General features: G+C 38.8%; 13 protein-coding genes and 2 riboswitches. All 13 genes read right to left on the reverse strand.

Annotated features, from left to right (window positions below):
- Positions 1-793 precede the first annotated feature (793 nt).
- Positions 794-2,863, reverse strand: coding sequence for a glucose-specific PTS transporter subunit IIBC (gene ptsG / locus SFC47_RS21935; RefSeq protein ID WP_411256662.1), 2,070 nt, complete (start codon positions 2,861-2,863; stop codon positions 794-796).
- A 185-nt stretch (positions 2,864-3,048) separates the two neighbouring features.
- On the reverse strand, positions 3,049-3,891 hold the full coding sequence (gene glcT / locus SFC47_RS21940) for a glucose PTS transporter transcription antiterminator GlcT (RefSeq protein ID WP_411256663.1): 843 nt from the start codon (positions 3,889-3,891) through the stop codon (positions 3,049-3,051).
- Positions 3,892-3,978: 87 nt separating this feature from the next.
- Positions 3,979-5,106, reverse strand: coding sequence for an ABC transporter permease (locus SFC47_RS21945; RefSeq protein WP_411256664.1), 1,128 nt, complete (start codon positions 5,104-5,106; stop codon positions 3,979-3,981).
- On the reverse strand, positions 5,099-6,271 hold the full coding sequence (locus tag SFC47_RS21950) for an ABC transporter permease (protein WP_411256665.1): 1,173 nt from the start codon (positions 6,269-6,271) through the stop codon (positions 5,099-5,101). The genes SFC47_RS21945 and SFC47_RS21950 overlap by 8 nt, the downstream gene beginning before the upstream one ends.
- Positions 6,272-6,282: 11 nt before the next feature.
- Complete coding sequence (locus SFC47_RS21955) at positions 6,283-7,227, reverse strand: ABC transporter ATP-binding protein (RefSeq protein WP_411256666.1); 945 nt, start codon at positions 7,225-7,227, stop codon at positions 6,283-6,285.
- A 152-nt stretch (positions 7,228-7,379) separates the two neighbouring features.
- Positions 7,380-8,708, reverse strand: a complete 1,329-nt coding sequence (locus tag SFC47_RS21960) for an NCS2 family permease (protein WP_411256667.1) — start codon at positions 8,706-8,708, stop codon at positions 7,380-7,382.
- Positions 8,709-8,812: 104 nt separating this feature from the next.
- A riboswitch (purine riboswitch) is annotated at positions 8,813-8,914 on the reverse strand.
- 106 nt (positions 8,915-9,020) lie between these two features.
- Complete coding sequence (guaA, locus tag SFC47_RS21965) at positions 9,021-10,556, reverse strand: glutamine-hydrolyzing GMP synthase (protein ID WP_411256668.1); 1,536 nt, start codon at positions 10,554-10,556, stop codon at positions 9,021-9,023.
- A 120-nt stretch (positions 10,557-10,676) separates the two neighbouring features.
- A riboswitch (purine riboswitch) is annotated at positions 10,677-10,776 on the reverse strand.
- Between the two features lie 35 nt (positions 10,777-10,811).
- Positions 10,812-13,010 (reverse strand): transglutaminase TgpA family protein, encoded by a 2,199-nt coding sequence (locus SFC47_RS21970; protein WP_411256669.1) that lies wholly within the window; start codon positions 13,008-13,010, stop codon positions 10,812-10,814.
- Positions 13,007-14,095, reverse strand: a complete 1,089-nt coding sequence (locus SFC47_RS21975) for a DUF58 domain-containing protein (protein ID WP_411256670.1) — start codon at positions 14,093-14,095, stop codon at positions 13,007-13,009. The genes SFC47_RS21970 and SFC47_RS21975 overlap by 4 nt, the downstream gene beginning before the upstream one ends.
- Before the next feature lie 131 nt (positions 14,096-14,226).
- Entirely contained in the window at positions 14,227-15,183 is a 957-nt protein-coding gene (locus SFC47_RS21980; RefSeq protein WP_411256672.1) for an AAA family ATPase, read from the reverse strand.
- A 216-nt stretch (positions 15,184-15,399) separates the two neighbouring features.
- Entirely contained in the window at positions 15,400-20,289 is a 4,890-nt protein-coding gene (locus SFC47_RS21985; protein WP_411256674.1) for an Ig-like domain-containing protein, read from the reverse strand.
- 15 nt (positions 20,290-20,304) lie between these two features.
- Positions 20,305-20,745 (reverse strand): hypothetical protein, encoded by a 441-nt coding sequence (locus SFC47_RS21990; protein ID WP_411256675.1) that lies wholly within the window; start codon positions 20,743-20,745, stop codon positions 20,305-20,307.
- A gap of 14 nt (positions 20,746-20,759) precedes the next feature.
- Positions 20,760-22,703, reverse strand: coding sequence for a protein kinase domain-containing protein (locus SFC47_RS21995; protein WP_411256677.1), 1,944 nt, complete (start codon positions 22,701-22,703; stop codon positions 20,760-20,762).
- Positions 22,704-22,719: the final 16 nt, after the last annotated feature.

Raw genomic sequence — 22,719 nt, forward strand, 5'->3', positions numbered from 1 at the left:
GCAATATTACATCTTTTACTTCGTGAACAACTTCGCTCAGAAGCAACTCTATTACTATATCATTTGATTTACTTTGCGTCAACTCTTTTTTAAAAAGTTTTTAACGCTTGCGTGTTGTTAACTCGTTATTAACGACCGCTAAAATATAATAACACCATTACCATCTAACCGTCAACAATATATTTAAATTAATTTACCTTCACTTTTTTACTTCAATATAAATATAGAAAGCAGGCTTTCTTTTCTTATGAGTGATCGCTCTTTCAATTTATATAAGCTCACGGGCTCTCATCTCCCCTATGAGTGACCGCTCCTTCAATTTATATAAGCTCATGGGCTCTCATCTCTCCTATGAGTGACCGCTCCTTCAATTTATATAAGCTCATGGGCTCTCATCTCTCCTATGAGTGACCGCTCCTTCAATTTATATAAGCTCACGGGCTCTCATCTCTCCTATGAGCGACCGCTCCTTCAATTTATATAAGCTCACGGGCTCTCATCTCCATGAGTGACCACTCCCTCACTTTTTATAAGCTCACGGGCTCTCATCTTCCCTATGAGTGACCTCTCCTTCAATTTATATAAGCTCACAGGTTCTCATCAGCTCTATGAGTGACCACTCCCTCACTTTTTTAAGCTCACAGGCTCTCAGCTCCCCTATAAGAGACCACCCCCTCACTTTCCCCAAGCTCACAAGCTCTCAACTCCCCTTTGAGCAACCACCGCACTTCCCCTTGTACCAAAAAAACAAAAAGGCCGGCACTCAGCTAAGAGTACCGGCTTTCTTTTTTTCTTATTTGGTAATTTTAATAATACCTGACTGTTTTAAATCAACATTACCTGGCTTTTCAATTACTACCTTTTCGCCTTCTGCCAAATTCGTGAAGACAACTGGTGTAATGATGGATGTAGCATGTTCTTTAATATAATCTAGATCAACTTTTAGTAACGGCTGACCTTGTTCAACAATGTCATTCTCGGATACTAATGTTTCAAATCCTTGTCCCTTTAAGTTAACCGTGTCAATTCCAACATGGATCAAGATTTCTCTACCTGTATCAGATAGAATCCCAATTGCATGCTTGGTTGGGAATAGGTTAACAATTTTTCCGTTTACAGGTGATACAACAGTGCCTTCTGCTGGGACAATCGCAAAGCCGTCTCCCATCATTTTTCCAGCAAACACTTGGTCTGGAACTTCTGTAATTGGTTTTAACTCACCCTTCAGAGGTGCCATAAATCCTTGATCTTCTGTACCGCGTGCATTTTGAAGTGCATCTGGATTAATTTCCTCAATCTGCTGTTCCACACCTTTTTCTGGTGCTTTGACTGCTGTCCGAGGTTTTTTACCAGCCATAATATCTTTCATTTGTCCTTTAATGGTTTCGGAACGAGGCCCAAAGATTGCTTGGATGTTGTTTCCTACTTCAAGTACACCCGCAGCACCAAGCCTTTTAAGCTGGTCTTTATCTACATCTTTAATATCATTAACAGAAACACGAAGACGTGTAATACATGCATCCAAATGTGCAATATTATCTCTACCGCCCATCGCCTCTAAAATATTAGAAGCTAAGTCACCTGAACCAGCTTTACCAGTTGGCGCTTGATTTTCTTCTTCCTCAAGCTCACGTCCTGGAGTTTTTAGATTAAAGGTACGAATCGCAAAACGGAAACCAAAGTAATAAACAACTGCAAATACAAGACCTACAGGAATAACAATCCATGCATTCGTTTGCGGGTTGATTAATCCAAATAGAATATAGTCAATTAATCCACCAGAGAAAGTCATCCCGATTTTTACATCTAACATGTGCATAACCATAAACGAGAAACCAGCAAAAATCGCATGAATACCAAATAGTACTGGTGCTACGAATAAGAATGAGAATTCAATTGGTTCTGTAATACCTGTCAAGAATGATGTAAGAGCAGCTGAAGCCATTAAACCTCCTACAAAAACTTTCTTTTCAGGTTTTGCTTCATGATAAATCGCTAACGCTGCTGCTGGAAGTCCAAACATCATAAACGGGAATTTACCTGTCATGAATGTTCCAGCTGTTAAGTTTTGTACATTATCTGTGATTTGTGCCATGAAAATACGTTGATCTCCACGAACTACCTCTCCTGCTTTTGTCGCGTATTCTCCAAATTCATACCAGAAAGGAGAATAGAAAATATGGTGTAATCCAAAAGGAATTAATGAACGTTCAATTACTCCAAAGATAAAAGCAGAAATCGTTAAGTTTGCGTGAACCATGTTTTGCGAGAATGCGTTTAGACCATTTTGAATTGGCGGCCAAATGAAAATCATCAACAACCCTAAAACAAGAGCAGAAGCTGCCGTAATAATTGGAACAAAGCGTTTTCCAGCGAAGAACCCTAAATAAGATGGTAATTCGATTTCAAAAAACTTATTGTACATTGCTGCTGCTAGTATACCGACAATAATACCGCCAAATACTCCAGTTTGCAGTGTCGGAATTCCTAAAACATTCGCGTAACTTAGACCATTTACATCTTCCGCTGAAATACCAAGGACGGTACCCATCGTTACATTCATGATTAAGTAACCAATAATCGCCGCTAGACCAGCCGTACCTTCTCCCCCTGCTAAACCAACAGCAACACCAACCGCAAATAGCAGCGGGAGGTTACCAAAGATGATATCTCCAGCTTTTTGCATAACAGCAGCAATCATATCAACCGTGCTATTATCCAGAAAAGGAGCTAACTCTAAAAGCGCTGGGTTTCTAAGCGCTGCTCCCAAAGCAAGCAAAATACCTGCTGCAGGTAAAAGAGCAACCGGCAGCATCAATGCTTTACCGACTTTTTGTAAGACGCCAAAAGCTTTTTTAAACATAAAATCTACCTCCAACTTTTTAATATCGCTCATTAAGCGTTTTCATTTACCACAAAAACACAAAAAAGGCATGAGTAAAAGTTCAATTGAATAAGGCTACGGGTATAGATTACCCAAAAACCTTTAGTTCAATTAATACTTTTCACTCATGCCTGATCGAATCAGTAACACGTAAAAAATAAATGCTATTTAAATTTTTTCTGTATTCTTTGCAAATGCATGGTTAAGTACACCGCTTCTGCATCAAATACCTTTAATTTCAATGTTTGTTGCATCACTTTAATGAGCTTCCATGAAAGATTATAGCATACTGGATATTCTTGTTTCAATAGGGAATTTATTTTTTCTGGTTCCTCTACTTTTTCCCCTTTCACGACTCTTTCAATCGTGAAACGAAGGTGACGCACAAGCCTCATATAGTCGATGCTTTCTTTATCTATATCAATTTCAAACTGCTCTTCAACCATTTTTACCAGCCTGCTGACTAACTGGGAATGTTGATTTACATCAGATAGGTTCTTTTTAGTCATTGCACTATGAATATGGAGAGCAATAAAACCAACTTCTCCAATAGGCAGGTTAGCTCCTGTCTTTTCATTGATTAGCTGTACAACCTCAGTAGCAATTTCATATTCATGACGATAAAGCGTTTTCGTTTCAACCAGAAACGGATTACTTATTTCCAGTCCGTTTCTTGCTCTAGAAATCGCAAACATTAGATGGTCTGTTAACGCTACATGAATATGTTCATCTAAATGGGTATTTGTTCTTTGCTTAATCAGACCAATAGCAGATATAATCACTTCTAATAATTCATTATCAATAAAAGGAAGTAATTTAATATAATTTTGTTGTTCCTTTTCATTTTTAAGCACAAATAGTTTTTCAACGGAATCGGTTTCAATAAAATCTCCATGTTTGCGACTGAAACCAATTCCTTTTCCGATCAAAACTACTTCTTCATAGGAAGGGTGTTCAGCTATTAGAACATTGTTATTTAACACTTTATCAATCAACAGCTTCACCATGACCCTTCCCCCTTTTCGTCCAATTTATCTTTGTATCCCATGTTATAAGAGTCAAAACAAGATGTCAACGACAATATTCGACAACCATTATTTATACGTAATTCCTCTCAATGCTATTACAAAGAAAACCACCGTAAACCCGAATAACGCTAGTGTATCCTTTATGAGTGCAGCAGAATGAAGACTGCCGCTGATAATTTCCTTAAAACCTGACATGGCCCAGCTTTGGGGAACAGCTAAAGAAATTTTTTGCATAAACTCTGGAACAAGGTCAATTGGCCAATAAACTCCTCCAAGCATACAGGTGCTCACTATTAGCACTGCCCCAATGGCACCTGCTTGCTGTTTTGTCTTTACAATCCCAGCAATCATAAGACCAAAGCCAACTACACATAGTATCACTAATGAAGCAAATGGGATCATATAGGTTAATTTTCCCCAAGCGGTGTCAAATAGCAGGGTCATGGCAGCCATTAACACTGCAAACTGGATCCAGCCCATAACAAAATATGCAATTAAATATCCTAAACTAATCTGCAGCCTGCTTGCGGGGGTTACCATCAGCCGCCCCCAAGTTCCGCCGATTCTTTCATCTAGAATTGTCGAGGCAGCACCAGAAAGACCAAACATCATAAACATAATAGCAAAACCAACAAACATTAAATTGACTTCTACTGTACTATTTTGATCCTTTTGGACCGTTTGCTGTTCAATGGCCACTCCCTTACTCGATGCGGCTGCCTCCAATAATTCCGTCATACGAAGGGAATCACTTCCCTCCATGGTCCGATAAGAGGTAAAAATTAAGTTCGCAGCACCTTGCAAATGCGGCTCTAAAGCAATGTAATTTTCTGTCCTGCTGCGAAGAATCACATCAAACACAGGCTGCCCTTTTTCAATTTCCCCCTGGATATTGGCTGGAATGACAATTGCAGCGACTGTATCCTCCTCTTTTACATGAGCTTTTGCTTTTTGTAATGTTTCTTTATTCCACCGGTAATGTTCATTCTTTTTCAATACATTAAAGATTTCAGTACTATTTTCTTCGTCATTCATTACAACGTCTACCACTGGTTTTGTTTGCTGTGACTCCATTGAAATCCCACCAAAAATCCAGCCGAATAAACCCGGAAGAATAAACATCATGATAACAGCTCCAGGTGATTTAAAAAGTTCCTTTATATGAGGCCATGCTATTGCCCAGACCCTACGCATACTTACCCCTCCTTTCCATTGAAAGGCGGAATAATCCTATTGCAAAAAACAATAGCCCTAATCCAATCGAACTTAATACTGCAGGTATTATTTCTCTAAAAGGCGATCCAGACATTAAATCCAAATAACTTTGTAGTGCGAGACCATTCGGCAATATTTTAGAAACAGATACTAACCAATCCGGAAATATATACAGGGGCACCATGCTTCCGCCTAAGGCAGCAAGGATTTGCGTCCCTAACATTCCTGCCGCGTTAAAGGCTTTCTCTGTTTTGATAAAAGAGCCTGCCAATACACCTAAGCCACAAGCACTTATAACAAAGGCAAATGTCATTAATACAACACCAGCGATAGAACCACCCCAATCAACCCCAAATATAAGCTTTGTACCAATAATAATGACAAATGCCTGCAGTAAAGCTATAACAATTAAACCAATCATTTTTCCAGTTAAATAATTTATGTAGGTTAGATTTGATATCAGCAAGCGTTTATATACCTCTTGCTCTTTTTCAAGAATCAATGCTGAAACGCCCTGAACGACAGTCATTAGCAGGAACATTACCCCCATCGCAGCTGCATAGTACTGAAAAGAACTAACTGGATTGGAACCTGAATTAATTGATTTTTCATTGAGTAATACTTGGGCGGATTCTTCTGAGAGGGCATTACCTTGCACAGGCAGTGCCATATTTGCCGACATTGCCTGAATTGGTATCGTTTGTGTAAACTGCTCGATTACACTTGAGACGATGGTCGTTTTAATACCAGGGTCAGGGACTGATATTAGCTTTGCACGCGCTTGTTCTCCCGCCATCAAGGAAGCAGTAAAGTTCTCATCAATAACAATTCCTACATCAAGTTTATGGTCTTTTATATTCTGATACATATCATCTTCTTGAAAATACACAACCTTTATTTGGTCAGCTAGTTCCTTTTTAAAAACCTGTTCTGATAGTACTCCGCCTAACTGTCCCTGGTCTAAATTAACAATTCCTAATGAGAATTTTTCAATCGTTACATCTTGATCCCCATCCATCATATCGCCAAATGCAGACCCTAAAATAGCAATTAACAAGAGAGGCATCGCAATTAACGTTAATAAAGCCTGTTTATCACGAACAATCATCAGTAAATCTTTCCATGCCAGCCACCAGTAAGTCATCGGTATCCCCCCTAATCTCTTAAACTTCGTCCAGTTAAATGCAAAAAGACACTTTCCAGGTTGGGTTCAACAATTTCCACCGAAGTAACCTTCGTTCCGTTTTTTGTAATTAACTGGATTAATTCGCTTAGAATCGATTGCGGTTCTTTATGAAAAACGGTAAGTAAACGATCCTTCATCACAACATCTTCTTTCAAAACGAGATTATCTATTAAACTAGCAGCTTCTATATGAAATGGCCTTTCATTTTCTAGAGAAATGTTTATTCTTGAACGGTCACCGATGGTCTCCCTCAATTCTCGCAGGGTGCCGCAAGCAATTAACTCCCCATGGTCAATGATCCCAATCCGTTCACAAAGGTATTCCACTTCTTCCATATAGTGACTAGTATAAATAATAGTCATCCCATTTTGATTTAAGGATTTTACTGTGTTTAGGATATGGTTTCTTGACTGTGGATCAATTCCGACCGTTGGTTCATCCATGATTAATACTTCTGGTTTATGTAAAATGGCTGCACCAATATTTACCCTTCGCTTCATTCCGCCAGAAAAAGTATTGACTTTATCCTTAGCACGGTCCGACAGTCCAATGATTTCAAGGACTTCATCCACAGCTTTTTCAAGGGCTTTGCCGGATAAATCATACATCCTCCCCCAAAATTTCAAATTTTCTCTTGCTGATAATGTCTCATAAAGTGCGATTTCCTGAGGGACAACACCAATCGACTTTTGGGCTTGTTTTGGATGTTTGACAACATCCACACCTGCAATTTGGATACTTCCTGAGGCAGGTGGATATAAACCGGTGATCATATTGATCGTGGTCGACTTCCCCGCACCATTAGGACCAAGCAAACTAAAAGACTCGCCTTTCTTAACCGCAAAGGACACACCCTTCACTGCTTCCATCTTTCCAAAGCTTTTTTTCAGTCCTTGAACATTTAAAATGTCCATTTTCAACACTCCCAACAATTTCCTTATATACCTCTATCATACAGCAGAAAATGGGAATTTTTATCTATTTTTATGGAAAATAGAAATATTTTGTGAAAAGTTTCACAGCAAAAAAAAAAAGCCTGTGATGATCACAGACTTTTTTTGCATTACTATTGTAAGAAAATGAAATATAGAACGAAAATGACGAAGAAGAAATACATAATTGGATGAACATCTTTCATTTTGCCTTTAACGATCATCGTAATTGGGTAAAAGATAAATCCAACAGCAATACCTGTTGCAATGCTATATGTCAAAGGCATCGCAATCATAGTAAGGAAGGCTGGTACTGCCACTTCAAATTTCGTCCATTCGATTTTTCCTAAAGAACCCACCATTAAAGCCCCAACAATGATTAAAGCTGGTGCTGTTACTGCCGCTGTAACTACTGACAGTAACGGGAAGAAAAATAATGATAGAATAAACAATGCTGCTGTAACAAGTGAAGCAAATCCTGTCCTTGCACCCGCCGCTACCCCGGCAGATGACTCGATATAAGATGTTGTTGTTGAAGTACCAAGGACTGCACCCACAGTTGTTGCCACTGAGTCAGCAATTAAAGCTCTGCCTGCACGTGGTAATTTATTGTCTTTGATCATTCCAGCTTGATTCGCAACCGCTACTAGTGTCCCTGCATTATCAAAGAAATCAACAAACAATATAGTCAAGATAATTCCGAGCATTGCCATTGAGTAGAACGAACTATCAGTTAAAGAAGAAAACGCAGCTCCAAAGGTAGGTGCTATACTTGGAACGGTATCAACAATTTTATCAGGAGTGTCAATCAAGTTAAGAATCATTCCGACGATAACCGTAATAATCATTCCGACAAAAACTGCTCCATTAAATCCTCTAGTCATCAAAATAACCGTAACAATAATTCCAAAAATAGCAAGCAACGTCGGTCCAGCTGTTAAATCACCTAATCCAACAAGTGTCGCATCATTATTTACTACAATACCCGCACTTTGCAATCCAATGAAGGTAATATATAAACCAATACCTGCCCCAACCGCATGTTTTAACTCAATTGGAATCGCATTAATTAACTTCTCGCGTAATCCTGTAAGTGTTAATAAGAAGAAAAATACACCTGAAATGAATACTGCACCTAACGCATGCTGCCATGGAATACCGCTGCCTAGTACTACCGTATAAGCGAAGAAGGCATTTAATCCCATACCTGGTGCCAAAGCAAGCGGGTACTTTCCGAGTAACCCCATAATAAGGGACCCGATTGCCGCAGCTAAAGCTGTTGCCACAAATACTGCTCCATAATCCATTCTAAGTGCATCTGGTAAGTCCGGTACACTTGATAGTGTCAGCGTAAGCGGGTTTACCACTAATATATAGGCCATTGCCAAGAAGGTAGTCATGCCGCCAATAATCTCACGGCGATAATTCGTCCCCAATTCTTTAAACATAAAATATTTTTGCATTTACTTTTCCCCCTATAAATCTTTCTTTTATAAAACAAAAAACGTTCCGATATCTACCGGAACGCTTGACTTGGGGCTAGTGTAAATAAATAGAGGAACAACCTCTTTTCATAACACTGCCTCGTAGTCAAGCCATTTACGGTGGCTCGGTAGAAACTTTTGGGCCCTATTCCCAAGATTATACGAGATAAATCGACAAATTATTTACTTCCCCTTTATATTACCAAGGAACTTTCTCTTTGTAAATACAAAAAGCGAACGTTTTTAAAATTATATTTAAAAACGTTCGCTTTTAGAACTATTATCCAATATTTATTCCCATTCAATGGTTGCAGGCGGCTTACTTGTAATGTCATAGACCACCCGGTTAACATGAGGAACTTCATTCACAATCCGCGTCGATATCACTTCGAGCACATCCCATGGAATCCGAGCCCAGTCAGAAGTCATCCCATCGATAGAAGTGACAGCACGGATCCCGATTGTATAATCATATGTTCTGGCATCGCCCATTACACCAACACTGCGAATATCAGGGAGTACCGTAAAGTATTGCCATATTTCACGATCCAGTCCAGCCTTCTTTATCTCTTCACGGAGAATCCAATCTGACTCGCGGACAATTTCGAGTTTATCTTCAGAAATTGCTCCTAAGACACGAATTCCAAGACCTGGTCCAGGGAATGGCTGTCTCCAAACGATGTCATCTGGAATTCCAAGTTCCGTACCAAGGGCACGGACCTCATCTTTAAAAAGGGTATTTAATGGTTCTATTAATTTAAATTGCATATCCTCAGGCAGACCGCCTACATTATGATGCGATTTAATCGTTTGTGCTGTGGCAGTTCCACTTTCAATAATATCGGTATAAAGCGTTCCTTGTGCTAAGAATTCAATACCCTCGAGCTTTGTTGCTTCATCATCGAATACATAAATGAATTCATTGCCGATGATTTTCCGCTTTTTCTCAGGGTCTGAGACACCTTCAAGTTTAGACAGGAAACGGTCTTTAGCGTCCACTTTGATAACATTCATATGGAAGCCATCTGCAAAGGTCTTCATGACGCTTTCTGCTTCATTTTTACGAAGAAGTCCATGGTCCACAAAAATACAGGTCAGCTGGTCTCCGATTGCTTTATGGATAAGTACAGCAACAACAGAAGAGTCTACTCCGCCGCTAAGGGCACAAAGTACTTTCTTATCTCCAACCTGCTCACGAATCTTTGCCATTTCCACTTCAATGAAGTTACCCATCGACCAATCGCCTTTACACTCGCACACATTAAAAACAAAGTTCTTAAGCAGCTCGTTTCCATAAACGGAGTGACGAACTTCTGGGTGAAATTGAACAGCGTATAATTTTCGTTCCTCATTACTCATTGCCGAAATAGGACAAGATGGGTTCGTACCGTCGACCGTAAAACCTGCTGGTGCTTCGACAACCAAATCTCCATGGCTCATCCAAACCACTTGCTCATTCGGCATATCATGGAAAAGCTTTGTTTGATTTTGCACGTTCAATACTGCCTTTCCATATTCACGGTTTTTCGCCTTTTCAACTTTTCCTTGAAAATGAACAGTCATTAACTGCATTCCATAGCAAATGCCTAAGATCGGCAGACCTAATTCAAAAATTTCCTCATCGCAGCGAAATGATTCTTCATCATATACACTATTCGGCCCGCCTGAAAAAATGATTCCCTTTGGATTCATTTTTTTAATTTCCTCAGCGGTAATTGTATGAGGATGAAGTTCACTGTAGACACCAAACTCGCGAATCCTGCGGGTAATTAACTGGTTATACTGGCTTCCAAAATCTAAAACAACAACCAAATCTGTATTTGTCACCACGGCCACCTCTTCTTAAAATAATAAGGTTAGTATTTACTTTTATTACAAAAAAAAAACTAGAATTCCCCCTCCATATAAACCAGGAAGGCAGAATTCTAGCTTTCTAGCAATTGCTATAGCATAAATTTCTGCCTTCATAGTCAGGTCATTACGGTGACCCGGTAGAGACTCTCGAACCAATCTTCGAGGATATATGAAGGGAAAATCATATAAAAATTTATGCCTTATTGTATCAATAGGTTGTTTTACCGGTCAAGCAATTGTCTTTTTAATTAAATTTTCCCACAATTCACGCGAATCCTTCCAGCTTCCTTCTGGGAGTTTCTGATGATAAAGATATTCCTCATACCGATCGGTCAGCTTTGACATCTCCCTTGAAGCAAAGAAGTTATCAATATACTTGGCATAACTTCTAAGTGTTTGACCATTATTACGTTTTAGTCCGTATCGCTCTAGCTGCTCTAACAGGATGAGGTAAGCCTTGCCGATATTTTCATCCTTCCTCCTGAATCTGAACTGAAGCAAGTATAAATACGGAATCCACTTTCCCCGTAATCGATATAATAGACCGCCTGAGGCAGCAGCCATTGCAAATAAGAGCAAGATCATTTTCCAGTGATTATTAAAAAATATTTTAACGCTTAGCCAAATACCATCGAATGAAAAGGATTGATTCTCACCCGTTGTACTTGTGCTATCTTCTTCTAGGTTCTGCTGCGGTTTTGGGGCCGGCTGTGCTGTTGTTTCCTCAGCAGCAGGTGTACCGTCTGGATTTGTATAATTAATCGAGACATTATTGGTAAAGCTCTTCGTTGGTTCAAAAGGAACCCAGCCTTGATTTGGAAAATAAACTTCTACCCACGAATGTGCATTATTATTGGTGATTTCATAGATGGATTTCGAAGTATCACCTTCACTATATTCTAGAAACTCTCCACCGGTATATCCTTTCACCCATCGGGTAGGAATACCAATTGTTCGAAGCAGAACCGCCATTGAGGTTGAAAAATTATCACAATATCCTGTTTTGGTATCAAATAAGAATTGATCTACATAATCATCATTTTCCTCGGGTACAGCTACATTCTTTTGATCATAACGGAAATCAGCTCCACTAAAATGCTGCTCAATCGCTTTTGCTTTATCGAACCAGTTTGTTTTTCCCTCTGTAATGCTCTCCGCTAATTCTTTGACTCTATCAGGAAGATTCTCAGGCAGCTGTGTATATTGAGCAAGGAAATCAGCATCAATTAGCGCTGGGTCAACAACACTCGTCTTTCTTAAATCACTTGCTTCATATTGTGGAATTTTATACTCGACAGCATAAGCATCCGGAGCAATTGGTTTTGAATTAAAACCAAAGATCGAAATCTTTTCCATGGTTGCATCAATCTCCATAGTATAGCTGCGTTCAAATTGAGCTCTTTGGATACCTGCAGGATAAATAAGGTGTTCATAATCCATAAATAAGAATAATCTTGCAGATTCCTCCCTGGTTTTTACCACTGATGGAATAGGGCTGACAGGTATTAACTCATCCCCGCCTATTTGAATAGTAGTTGAGCTAGAAGGAATCCAGCCTTTTCCTGTATAATGATCCTTTGTTTCGACCTTCCAATAATTCTTTTGCTTCGCCTCTGCTTTAAACACGGTACTGTCATCCCCAATAAAAGGTCCGCCTAATTTAGTATCATCTGTACCGTATCCAACTTTAGAAACACCTTTTCCATTTGGATTCTCTCCGTCTTTATTACCAGCTGCCTGAAGATAAGGAACGGGGTCTGGCCAAATTGGTTCGAACTTTGGAGCAACAATCCCAAGGATAACACTAAAGGCAATCATTAATACTAATGGTCTCATCCATTTTCGAGTCAAAATTGAATTTGTCCTAACTTCTTCCTTCACCAAGATTCTATAGTAAGTTAACATTCCCATGACAGCAAATCCCACAACAACGGTTCGAATAATCGCTATTTTCGCACTATAAAGCGTAAAAGTATCCAAAACCGTTATGTAAATAAGGGTCATGAAGAAGAATATAAAAATCCTTTTTCGGTTCAATAGCCAATAATTCACTAAATAAACCATTAACCAAAGCAATATAAAAAACAAAAGGGTTCGAAATTCATTTGTTAACCCCAGCCAATTTAAAGCAAAAATCATGCTAAAATTAGTTGCCAAATCACTAAAAAAGGAAGACAACCAGCCTAATTGAAAGAATCCTGTTTCATAATGAGATAGATTAACAGAAAAGAGGATAAACCAAAGCTTTACTATTACTTGCCAAATCCACTTTAGCCTTAAAAAGGATAGAACAAATGAAAGAAGAATAAAAATAACAAACATTTCAATATGGTCCGTTTTGGTTAATTGTTCCACCGGACGAAGCCATTCCCATAAAAGCAAAAACCCCAATAAATGAACAAGAAAAGATTGAAAACTTCGTTTCATCGTACTTTCACCTCCGAAAAGGCTGAAGCAAATTCACCTTCATGAACCATAAGGACTCTGACATTTCTAGCATTTGCAAGAGCGATAAGTGATCTTTCACTTTCAGTAGGAGCCTCTTTTTCTCCTTTTATCAAAAAAAGAGTAATCTTTCCCTTTCTTTGTCCTAGAAAGCCTGCCTTTTCAATTAAAGGCTTTGTTAACTTTGCGGTAACTAGTAAGAAGGACACTGTTTGCTGGACAAACATACCTTCTGTCTCTAACACCTTCTCAAACGAGGAAGAACTTTTTGCCTCTATCCTAGCCAGATGATAAAAGAGCTGATGCAGTTGATCTTCCCCTCCCCTAATAGGAAAGGATGCTCTCTCTCCGCTAATCGTTAAGAGACCTGTTTGTGCTCCCTTTTTTAGAACGGCTCGTAATAACGATGCTGTAAAGGAAACAATCCCCTCAAAGTGCTTATCCAAAAAACAATCCATTACAATAAACACATCATGTGATTGGCGCTGCTCAAATTCCTTTGTCATGATTTCGTTACGTTTGGCTGAGGCTTTCCAGTTTATCCATGAGAAGCGGTCACCAGGCTGGTAATCCCTTACTCCAATAGCTAGTGTAGTATCACGCTGGACTCGTTCTCTTGAGGCAGTCATTCCTTGATCGAAATGTGTCTCAAATGGCCGGTAAACCAATTCCGTATAAGCTGGATAGACGATAACTTTACTCTCTATAGAATGAACCTTCTCTTTTTCTACTAAACCAAGAATGTCACCGGTTCGAACAATAAAGCTGTCAAATATATGTTCACCACGCGGCAGTTCATCAATCAGATATTCGTAGGAAAATTCCTTCCTAAATCCAGGTAATAGTAGCGCCCGTGCTTTCTTATTCTGCTCTCGATGAAAAAGTGCGTCACTTAATTTATCTTCAATCAGCAAATAGAAGATAGGGAAGATTGAGTTTCTCTTCACAGTTACAGTAACCGTTAAAGATTCACCCGCATTATAGTCTGTTTTTGGTATCTCACGCGTAATCTCCAGCTCATTTAGAGAATAAAATGACAGGGCAACACAATAGATGCCAAAAGGCAAAAAACTATAAAATAAAAACCAGCTTACAAACCCTCCTTGAAACATAGCATAGGAAAACGTAAGCAGTATCAAAAATAGTAAGACGACAAATCTCCATACTTTTTTGAATGGATTCCACAGCTTTTTCATCATTACTTCACAAGCCTTTGGACAGGAACCGGAATTCTTGCAATCACTCGGTTGACGATTTCTTCTGCCGTTATTCCCTCAAACTTAGCTTCTGATTTTAAAATAATTCGATGCGACAAAACATATGGTGCTAAATATTGAATATCGTCCGGAAGACAAAAGTCACGGCCATACATGAAGGCATAGGCTTGTGCCGCTTTCATTAAAGCGATTGAGCCCCTTGGACTAGCCCCAAGATAAACCCCTGAGAAGCGTCTAGTCTGATTAACAATATCCACGATATACCGTTTGATTGTCTCATCCACGTAAACCTCTTTTATTTCCTTCTGCAAAGCTATTAATCCATCAAGGTCAATGACAGGATATAGTTCTTCAATTGGCGGAACCTTTTGTGCCCGGTTAAGAACTTCTATTTCTTCATCTACATCAGGATAGCCCATTTTCATCTTCAATAAAAAGCGGTCCAGCTGAGCTTCCGGCAATGGATAAGTACCTTCATATTCTATTGGATTTTGAGTGGCCATAACAAAGAAAGGTTTATGCAATCGATGTGTAACTCCATCAATCGTTACACTTGCCTCCTCCATCCCTTCTAGTAAAGCAGACTGGGTTTTAGGAGAGGTACGGTTAATTTCATCTGCAAGGATAATATTCCCCATCAACGGTCCTGGACGAAATTCAAATTCCATCTCCTTTGGATTATAAATTGAAATTCCAGTCACATCTGAAGGTAACAGGTCAGGTGTAAACTGGATTCTCCGGAAGTTAGCATTAACGGACTTCGCCAGTGCACGAACCATCATCGTCTTCCCCACACCAGGTACATCCTCTAGCAGCACATGACCTTCAGCCAGTAAAGCGATCAGGCTAAGTTCAGCTACATTCCTTTTTCCAATCATAACCTTTTCTATATTTATTAGAATCTTTTCTATGGTCGGGTTCATTTGTTCACGGGCCATGTAACATCCTCCTCTAGCGTCTTAATGACATTATATCTTTATATTCTCGTTTTTTCTGTAGATTTCCTGTAAAAAATCACGCAATACAAAAAATTCCAATAAATATTAGACGGAAGAGTACCGCGAATGTTTCATATCTAACGCGCATATTTTTCCTCCAGTATACAGAAAAAGGCTGCAAATGATATTCTCATCATTTACAGCCCTCTTTGAACTCTATTCCTCAACTTGAACGGTTTTCTTTCTTCTAACCAAAACAGTAATTCCTAGTCCCATTACTCCGAATAGCCCAATTAATGAGCCTGCAAACAATGGTTTATTTTCATAAAACTTCACTAAAGCTGTTTTCTCAATAATTTCAAATGGGATGACGGCAGTCGTTTCATTTCCCGCTTCATCCACCGCTGTTACTTCCACTTTATACGAATCAATTTCTGAGAAAGTAGTTGTAAACACGGCAATACCGTTCTCATCGGCTGACTCATCAAAGTTATGCAGCTTGCCATTTACCAAAATGGATTTGATTGAATCTGCTGGATTATCAAGGCGAATTTCGGCTTTAACAGCCTCATAATATTGCTCATTTTGCTTAATACCTTCGTAAATTACCTTTGGAGCCTTTTTATCAATAATAAATTCAACACTTAATTGCTTGATATTCCCCGCCTTATCCTTTACCTCAAAGAATAAAACATGTTTTCCATCAGATGTAATCGGATCGCCAAGATTATATTCCTTCCCATCCAAAGTCAAAGCAATAATGTCATATTCGTTCAAATCCTCGATCAACATTTCTGGTATTAGATCCTTATTAAAGTACATATTGGAAATAGGTTCTTTAAACTTGATAACTGGTGACGTTTTATCAATCGTAAAGACAATTGTTCTTGAACTTACATTGTTGGCTAAATCTGTTACGGTTGCTTTTAAAACATAGTCTTTTTCCAATTCTAGTTTTGTACCGTTTTTGTAAGGAGCACCATTTAATGTTACAGATGTTCTATTTGGATCTAAATGAACATCAGAATAGGTAACGACTGGAGCTACATTTTCATTAAAGTATCCATCAAGGATTCCCGAGATCGATAAAGCCGGTTTTGTCGTATCCACGGTAAACCTAATTTCTAATGTCGTTTCATTTCCTGCTTTATCTCGTGCTAACACGTTATAGTGATAAGCCATTTCCTTTGATGCAGTTAGAGCCGTTCTCCCTGCATTCTCACCATTTAAAGTAACGGAAACAATGGAATCATCACTCTGTTCTAAGGCAAATTCCGGTGTGAAAATTTCATTAATATATTCCCCGTCCTTAATAACTCTTGTTTGTCCTTTAAATTTAGGGGTGATGACCGGTTTCGTTTTATCAATTGTAAAACTCATCTGCTCGGAGAAGCTATTTCCAGCTTTATCAACAGCTTCTACTAAGATATGGTACTTTCCTTCTCCACTAAAATTGTGAACCAAGGATGCCTGTGTTTGGCTGAGTGAGAATGCTCCCATATTATAGCGGGCACCATCTCTTGTCACGGTTATTTTGTTAATGTCTAAATTAACATCACGGATTGCGACATTAACCCGCTTATCTTCATTGTAATATGCATCTTGATTGACACCCGTAATGTCGATAGCTGGTTTCGTTTTATCTATTGTAAAAGTGCGGTTTACCGTGACTGGTCCATTACCAGCCTTATCTGTCGATTTAACAAGGATTGAATATAACCCATCTTGTGTAAAGTTATGGCTAATTGTAGAAAGCGGCTTTTGATTCGTAATAAACTGCCCCAATTCATACTTCTTGTTATCTTTTGTTACTGCCAATTCAACTTTATTTGTGGAAAAATTCTTCTCATTTACAGATACCGTGACGTTTTTGTTCACTGGATTAAAGGAGTGCTCGTCAACTCCCTCTACTTTTACAACAGGCTTGGTAGAATCAATAATAAAACTTATTGGTCCAAGGACGCTTTTTCGCTCCGCCTTATCAGTGGTTTCCAATGTCACTGTATAATTTCCTTCTTCTTTAAACGTATAGCTTAGTGCACCTTCTGTTGGATAACTTAGCGCCATATCACCTATGTGAAAAGGCACCCCGTCCTTTAATACGTTAAGCTTTGTATTCGCAATGTCGATGTTGGTATCTTTTACCCAAAATGACGCTTTCGTACTCTGGTAATTCTTATCATTCTCAATACCGTCACTGGCTGCAACCGGATTAATACTATCAATAGTAAAAGTCACGGATTTTTCGTCTGCTTTATTCCCCGCAGCATCTTCTGAGATCACCTTGATGAAGTACTCATAGTCATCCTTAAAATTGTAGGTAAGGCTTGATACTTCAGCGGCGTTCCGCCAATCCCCAATCCATACACTTTTGCTTTCGTTTGTAACGGTATTTTTTTCTATTACCTCATACTGAACCTTGTTATTAGCAAAATTGTGTTCATTTACCACAATGGAAACGGGTTTCGTTTCCGTGTCGTATGAATGGTTCTTTACCTCTTCTTTTGTTTTCTCGTCGATGATACTGATGACAGGTTTGACACTATCGACTGTAAACGATAACTCCAAGTCGCTTGCTTCAACTAAGGCTTTGTTTCCAGCCTTATCTTCTGCACTTACTTTAATCTGATAATCTCCATCTTCGGTAAATGGCAGTACGAGCTCCGATGTTTCACCCGTATTCTTAAAGCTTTCTTCCTTTTTACTGTCACCCTTTTGAACTGTAACGGTTACGTGATTGGTTTCGTAGTAGTATTCGTTAACTCCGATAACCACCTCACCGCTTTTAACAAAAGCACCTTTGCTAATTCCACTGATATCAACCTTTGGAGCTGTTCGATCAATGGTAAACTCTATTGTTTTAGAACTTGATTTTCCAAATCTATCTTCTGCAGTTACTTTAATTCGATAATCGCCTTCCTCCTCGAAAGAAAGGTTCATTTCACCTTTATAAAGCCACTTTAAGTAATCATAGATGTTCCAGCTGCCTGGTTTAAGCTCGGTGACTTTGTCACCATTTGTTCTAGTCATTTCAAGAGTTGTTTTCTTTTTATCAAATGTGAAATCATTGACAATGACAGCTACATCCACACTTTCACTATTGTAATGCTCTTGATGTATAACTCCTTTAAAATGAATATCCGGCTTTCCTGTATCAATCGTAATCGTTTTGGTTAGGATACTTTCATTTCCAGCTTTATCTTTAGATTCTACTGATATTTCATAGACTCCATCTTCTTTCAATAAATGTTTTGTAGAAACATTCTCACCATCTTGAATGAATGGGTCAATCTTAAACTCTTCTCCATTTTTCTTTATACTTACTTTGTAATACTCATGATGTTGATCAGTTACCGTTACTTTTACTGTTTTCTCGCCATCCACTACTATCTCATCTTCGGTTATAACTGTACCATCAAGGGTAACAACACTTTTCGGATTGGTATTATCAATCGTAAACGATACTGATTTTGCTGGTGCAGCTTGTCCAAGCTTATCAGTGGAAGTGAGGGTAATCTTATATTTTCCCTCAGCCGTAAAGGTATGTTTCGCCGCTGCCTTTTCAACTGTTAAGCGATTTAACTGGATACTTTCAGAATAAGCAGCTCCATCTTTCTCTACTTTTAAAGAAGTTTGCGTTAAATCAAGCGTTAAATCCTCAACTGATACTGTTACTTCTTTTTTATTTTTATCTGAGTTGTAAATTTCTCCTCCCTTTACTCCCGTGATATCCAGAGATGGGGCAGACTTATCAATAATAAACGTCACTTTTTTAGCCGCTGCATTACCTGCTTTATCGGTGGCGCTCAACTCAAGTACATACACACCTTCGTCAGTAAAGGAATGTTTTTTATAAGCATCTTTCCCTTTATAAGTTATGACTTGGTTTCCTCTTGTTACCTTAAGCTCGGTTTTATTTTCATCGATATTCGCATCGTTCACACTAATCTCAGCTTCTTTGGATTCCTTGTATTCACCTTGATCGTTAACACCGTTAATAGCAAGGCTCGGTGCTGTTTGATCAATCGTAAAACTTGTAACTCCTAACTGATGTCCTGGATCAAGATTTTGCCGGTCTTTTACGGTGACACTTACCTTGTATTCACCATCTTCCATAAGAGAAAGGACAGCATTCTTACCTTTTTTCTCAAAGCTTTTCACTTCGGTTGTCTTTTCACCATTGACACTTTTCTCAATGTTCGCCGTGGCATCATAAATGAAAATGTCACTTTCAACGTTCAGCTCCACCTGTTTATAAAAACCACTGTCATTTTTATCTTTTATCGTTAATCTAGGACCTTGTTTCACGATCCCAAAAGTTACTTTTTTTGGATCACTCTTATTTCCTGCTTTATCTCTAGCAGCAATACTCACTTCATAGAATCCAGTATGCTCAAAGGCAAGGTACGTTTCATTATTTTTCCAGACGGGTGCTTGTAAAGGTTCGTAAGCAATCCCATCTTTTAAAATTGAAATGGTATCCTCACCAGGAATAAAATTGCTATCACTTACTTTAATACTCATCCAGACGGGCCTATTTGTAAACTCTCCGTCTTCAAATCTGCCATTTTCAAACCACGTAGATACATCCACTACAGGTTTAACGGCATCTCGATATATCGAAAAGGTATTCGTTGATGCTGGGATGTTCCACGAATTTTCCTCAGCAAAATTCACTTGTACACGCAAGCTGCCCTCTGGGCTATCCGGCTGTAATGGGATGGTAACTAAATACTCTCCCAAAAATACGGACTCAGAATCCTTTATTTCTTCAATTCTGGCTGATGTAATTTTACTGCCTAGATAATCAGCTTTAACCGTAAATGGTGCTTCCGCTCCCGAAACACCTTCACCCTGACTGTTATTCTCAAAGTCTTCCTTTAAATCTACCTTAAAGGTTATACTATCTTTATTTGTTATCCAGTCTGGCTGATTAAGCGACTCCATATCCCATTTGTCTTCATTGAACACGATATAACGCTTAGCTCCGTCCAACGAAAAGACATTTGTACTAAATACAAACACTGAAATGAGCAAAAGGATAATACTTAATGTCCAAATGACCTTCTTGTTACTTTTGTACCTTCTAGCTATTCGATCTGCCATTCTATTAAACTCCCCTTAGATGACCGTGGTGGTATGAACAACGATCACATCGACTTCTTTTTTGAAATAATCATCTTCTAGTAATAATGAGGTTTCTTCTTCGCTTTCAGATAGAACCGTAGTTTCATCGAAGTCTGCTGTTAACAAAGTGGTTTCTTCAATATTTCCATCATCAAGCAAGGCGGTTTCAAGAACACCACTGCTCATAAGTTCTGTTTCTTGACTAGCAAAAGCCTCCCCGGCATACTGCTTTTTCAACATAATTTCTTTTGTCATGCGCTTTTCATTTGAATCAACCCGTGCTTTTTTCTTACTCTGTAATCTCCTCCGCAGGCTTACACCTGTTAAGTCCTCAATCACTTGCGCAATCCCCATTTTAATGTAGAGAATAATTGAGATAATCAGGGTAATCACAGCACCTGCCATTCCTCCGTAAAGCATGATCTGGTACTCCATTTCCCGTCTCCTTTCTAGTTAATACTCAGGTTATCGAACCTCCTTTTTAATTTCTTAAAAGCTTCATCCTCTCCTGCTCCATCCAGCGCATTTACTTCATCATATACAAGCTTCGCATCATGATAGTTTCGGATGCCCTCTTCCTTACTTTGTTCGATATCTAATAATAGATTTCCAAGTTTAACATAGGCATCGATACTCTTTGGCGCGTTTTTAATTGCGTCTTGGAATTGCTTAACAGCAACGGCTGTGTCACCCATTTCCTGATAAATCACACCTATTTTGACTAGAATTTCTTCTTCATTCTCCGCATTTAAATCTAAAAGGTTCTGATAGTGATGGATTGCCTGTTCATAATCTTCTTTGGCAGTCTCTTTGTCTTTTGAATTAACTCCTCTGCTATAAAAGGCTTGTGCCAATTTTTGTTCAAAATCCAATTCATACCTCAGCAATAAGTTCTCATTTTCTACTAAACGGAGAACTTCATAGGCTTTTTCTATTATTTCTATAGCTTTTGTATTAGCATCGGAAATTTGTCCTTTATACGAGATGTAAATATTCGCTAAGGAATTATAGTTATCTATTTTCTTACGTTCATTTGGAAGAGTGTCATTATATTTTTCAAATTCAAACAGATTCTCGGAAAACTTTTCATAGTCAATATTCATCGAAATCATTGTTGTCGCTAAGGCTTCGTAATACTTTGCGTCTGGGATTTCTTCTGGGTCGACTTGATTAAAATGCTTTAATGCCTCTGAGTAGTTGCGTTTGATATCGAAGTACGTCATCCCCATCTTAAAACGGATTTCATCATTCTCATGGATATCACCGTACTCATCCTCGATATAAGCTTCTATCTTCGCTAATCCCGTATCACTCTCATTTCGATTGCTATATAAATCTAGTAAATTGATGTATGCCTCTGCCCGGCGCTTATCTACACTCGTAATCGCCTTTTCTAATATCTCAATGGCTTTCTTTTCCTCTCCGTCCATTACATAAACCGAGCTGTCATTGATTAGACTCATATAATCCTGGAACTGGGTATTTTTCACACCCTTATATCCAAGGAGCGTTATGGTTGTAAAGGCTAGACACAGGATTACCGGAATGAAAAAGATTGAGAATTTCTTCTTCAGCTTCTTTTTATACCCAGCAGTCAGTTTGTTTATATTATCAAGATCGTAGGATAGCTCACTGCAGCTTTGATAGCGGTTTGCGGGTTCCGACTGTGTAGCTTTGATAATAATATGTTCGAGACCTTCTGGAAGGGTTGGATCCCACTGACGAATTGGTTTAAGCTCAAATGGCGGTTCATTTAGACTCTTACCGGTGACAAGGTGATACAAGGTAACCCCTAAGCTATAAATATCCGTGCGCGCGTCAGTCTGTTTGCCTGACATTTGCTCGGGTGCTGCATAGGATTTTGTTCCTAAATTAGTTGTATCTGTAGAACTCTCACTCTTAAATTCCCTTGCGATACCAAAGTCAATCAGCTTTATTTTCCCTTCAGGGGTAAGCATAATATTATCCGGTTTCATATCCCGATAAATAATTGGATACGGTTTTCTTGTATGTAAATACTCTAAAACTCCGCTCAGCTGTCTTGCCCAGTCAATTACCTGAGTTGCTGAAATCGTCTTATCTCGTTTCAGCTTCTCTTTAAGAGACTCCCCTTCAATATAGTCCATGACCACATAGATATCGCCCTCCGATTCGATAATATCGTAGATTTTGGGCAATGCTCCATGGTCAAGAACCTTGAGCATATTGGCCTCAACAATCAAGCTGTTAATCAGAAGTTCGTTATTACTAGAACCGCGTTTTCGAATATCCTTTACCACTAACGATTTATTCAGCCTGTTATCCATTGCCAAATACACGATACTCATTCCGCCGCGGCCAATTTCCTTTAATATTTCATATCTTTCATCGATTACCGCTCCAATTTCAATCAAGTAAAACGCCCCCGCT

This window comes from Neobacillus niacini (genome assembly GCF_046591715.1).
GTDB classification, from domain to species: domain Bacteria; phylum Bacillota; class Bacilli; order Bacillales; family Cytobacillaceae; genus Neobacillus; species Neobacillus niacini_L.

What these genes read in the sequence shown, in the direction of transcription:
- SFC47_RS21960 (WP_411256667.1), bottom strand. Translation starts at nt 8,708, where the DNA reads ATGCAAAAATATTTTATGTTTAAAGAATTGGGGACGAATTATCGCCGT.
- SFC47_RS21945 (WP_411256664.1), bottom strand. Translation starts at nt 5,106, where the DNA reads ATGCGTAGGGTCTGGGCAATAGCATGGCCTCATATAAAGGAACTTTTT.
- SFC47_RS21955 (WP_411256666.1), bottom strand. Translation starts at nt 7,227, where the DNA reads ATGGACATTTTAAATGTTCAAGGACTGAAAAAAAGCTTTGGAAAGATG.
- SFC47_RS21985 (WP_411256674.1), bottom strand. Translation starts at nt 20,289, where the DNA reads ATGGCAGATCGAATAGCTAGAAGGTACAAAAGTAACAAGAAGGTCATT.
- glcT (WP_411256663.1), bottom strand. Translation starts at nt 3,891, where the DNA reads ATGGTGAAGCTGTTGATTGATAAAGTGTTAAATAACAATGTTCTAATA.
- SFC47_RS21950 (WP_411256665.1), bottom strand. Translation starts at nt 6,271, where the DNA reads ATGACTTACTGGTGGCTGGCATGGAAAGATTTACTGATGATTGTTCGT.
- SFC47_RS21970 (WP_411256669.1), bottom strand. Translation starts at nt 13,010, where the DNA reads ATGAAACGAAGTTTTCAATCTTTTCTTGTTCATTTATTGGGGTTTTTG.
- ptsG (WP_411256662.1), bottom strand. Translation starts at nt 2,863, where the DNA reads ATGTTTAAAAAAGCTTTTGGCGTCTTACAAAAAGTCGGTAAAGCATTG.
- SFC47_RS21980 (WP_411256672.1), bottom strand. Translation starts at nt 15,183, where the DNA reads ATGGCCCGTGAACAAATGAACCCGACCATAGAAAAGATTCTAATAAAT.
- SFC47_RS21990 (WP_411256675.1), bottom strand. Translation starts at nt 20,745, where the DNA reads ATGGAGTACCAGATCATGCTTTACGGAGGAATGGCAGGTGCTGTGATT.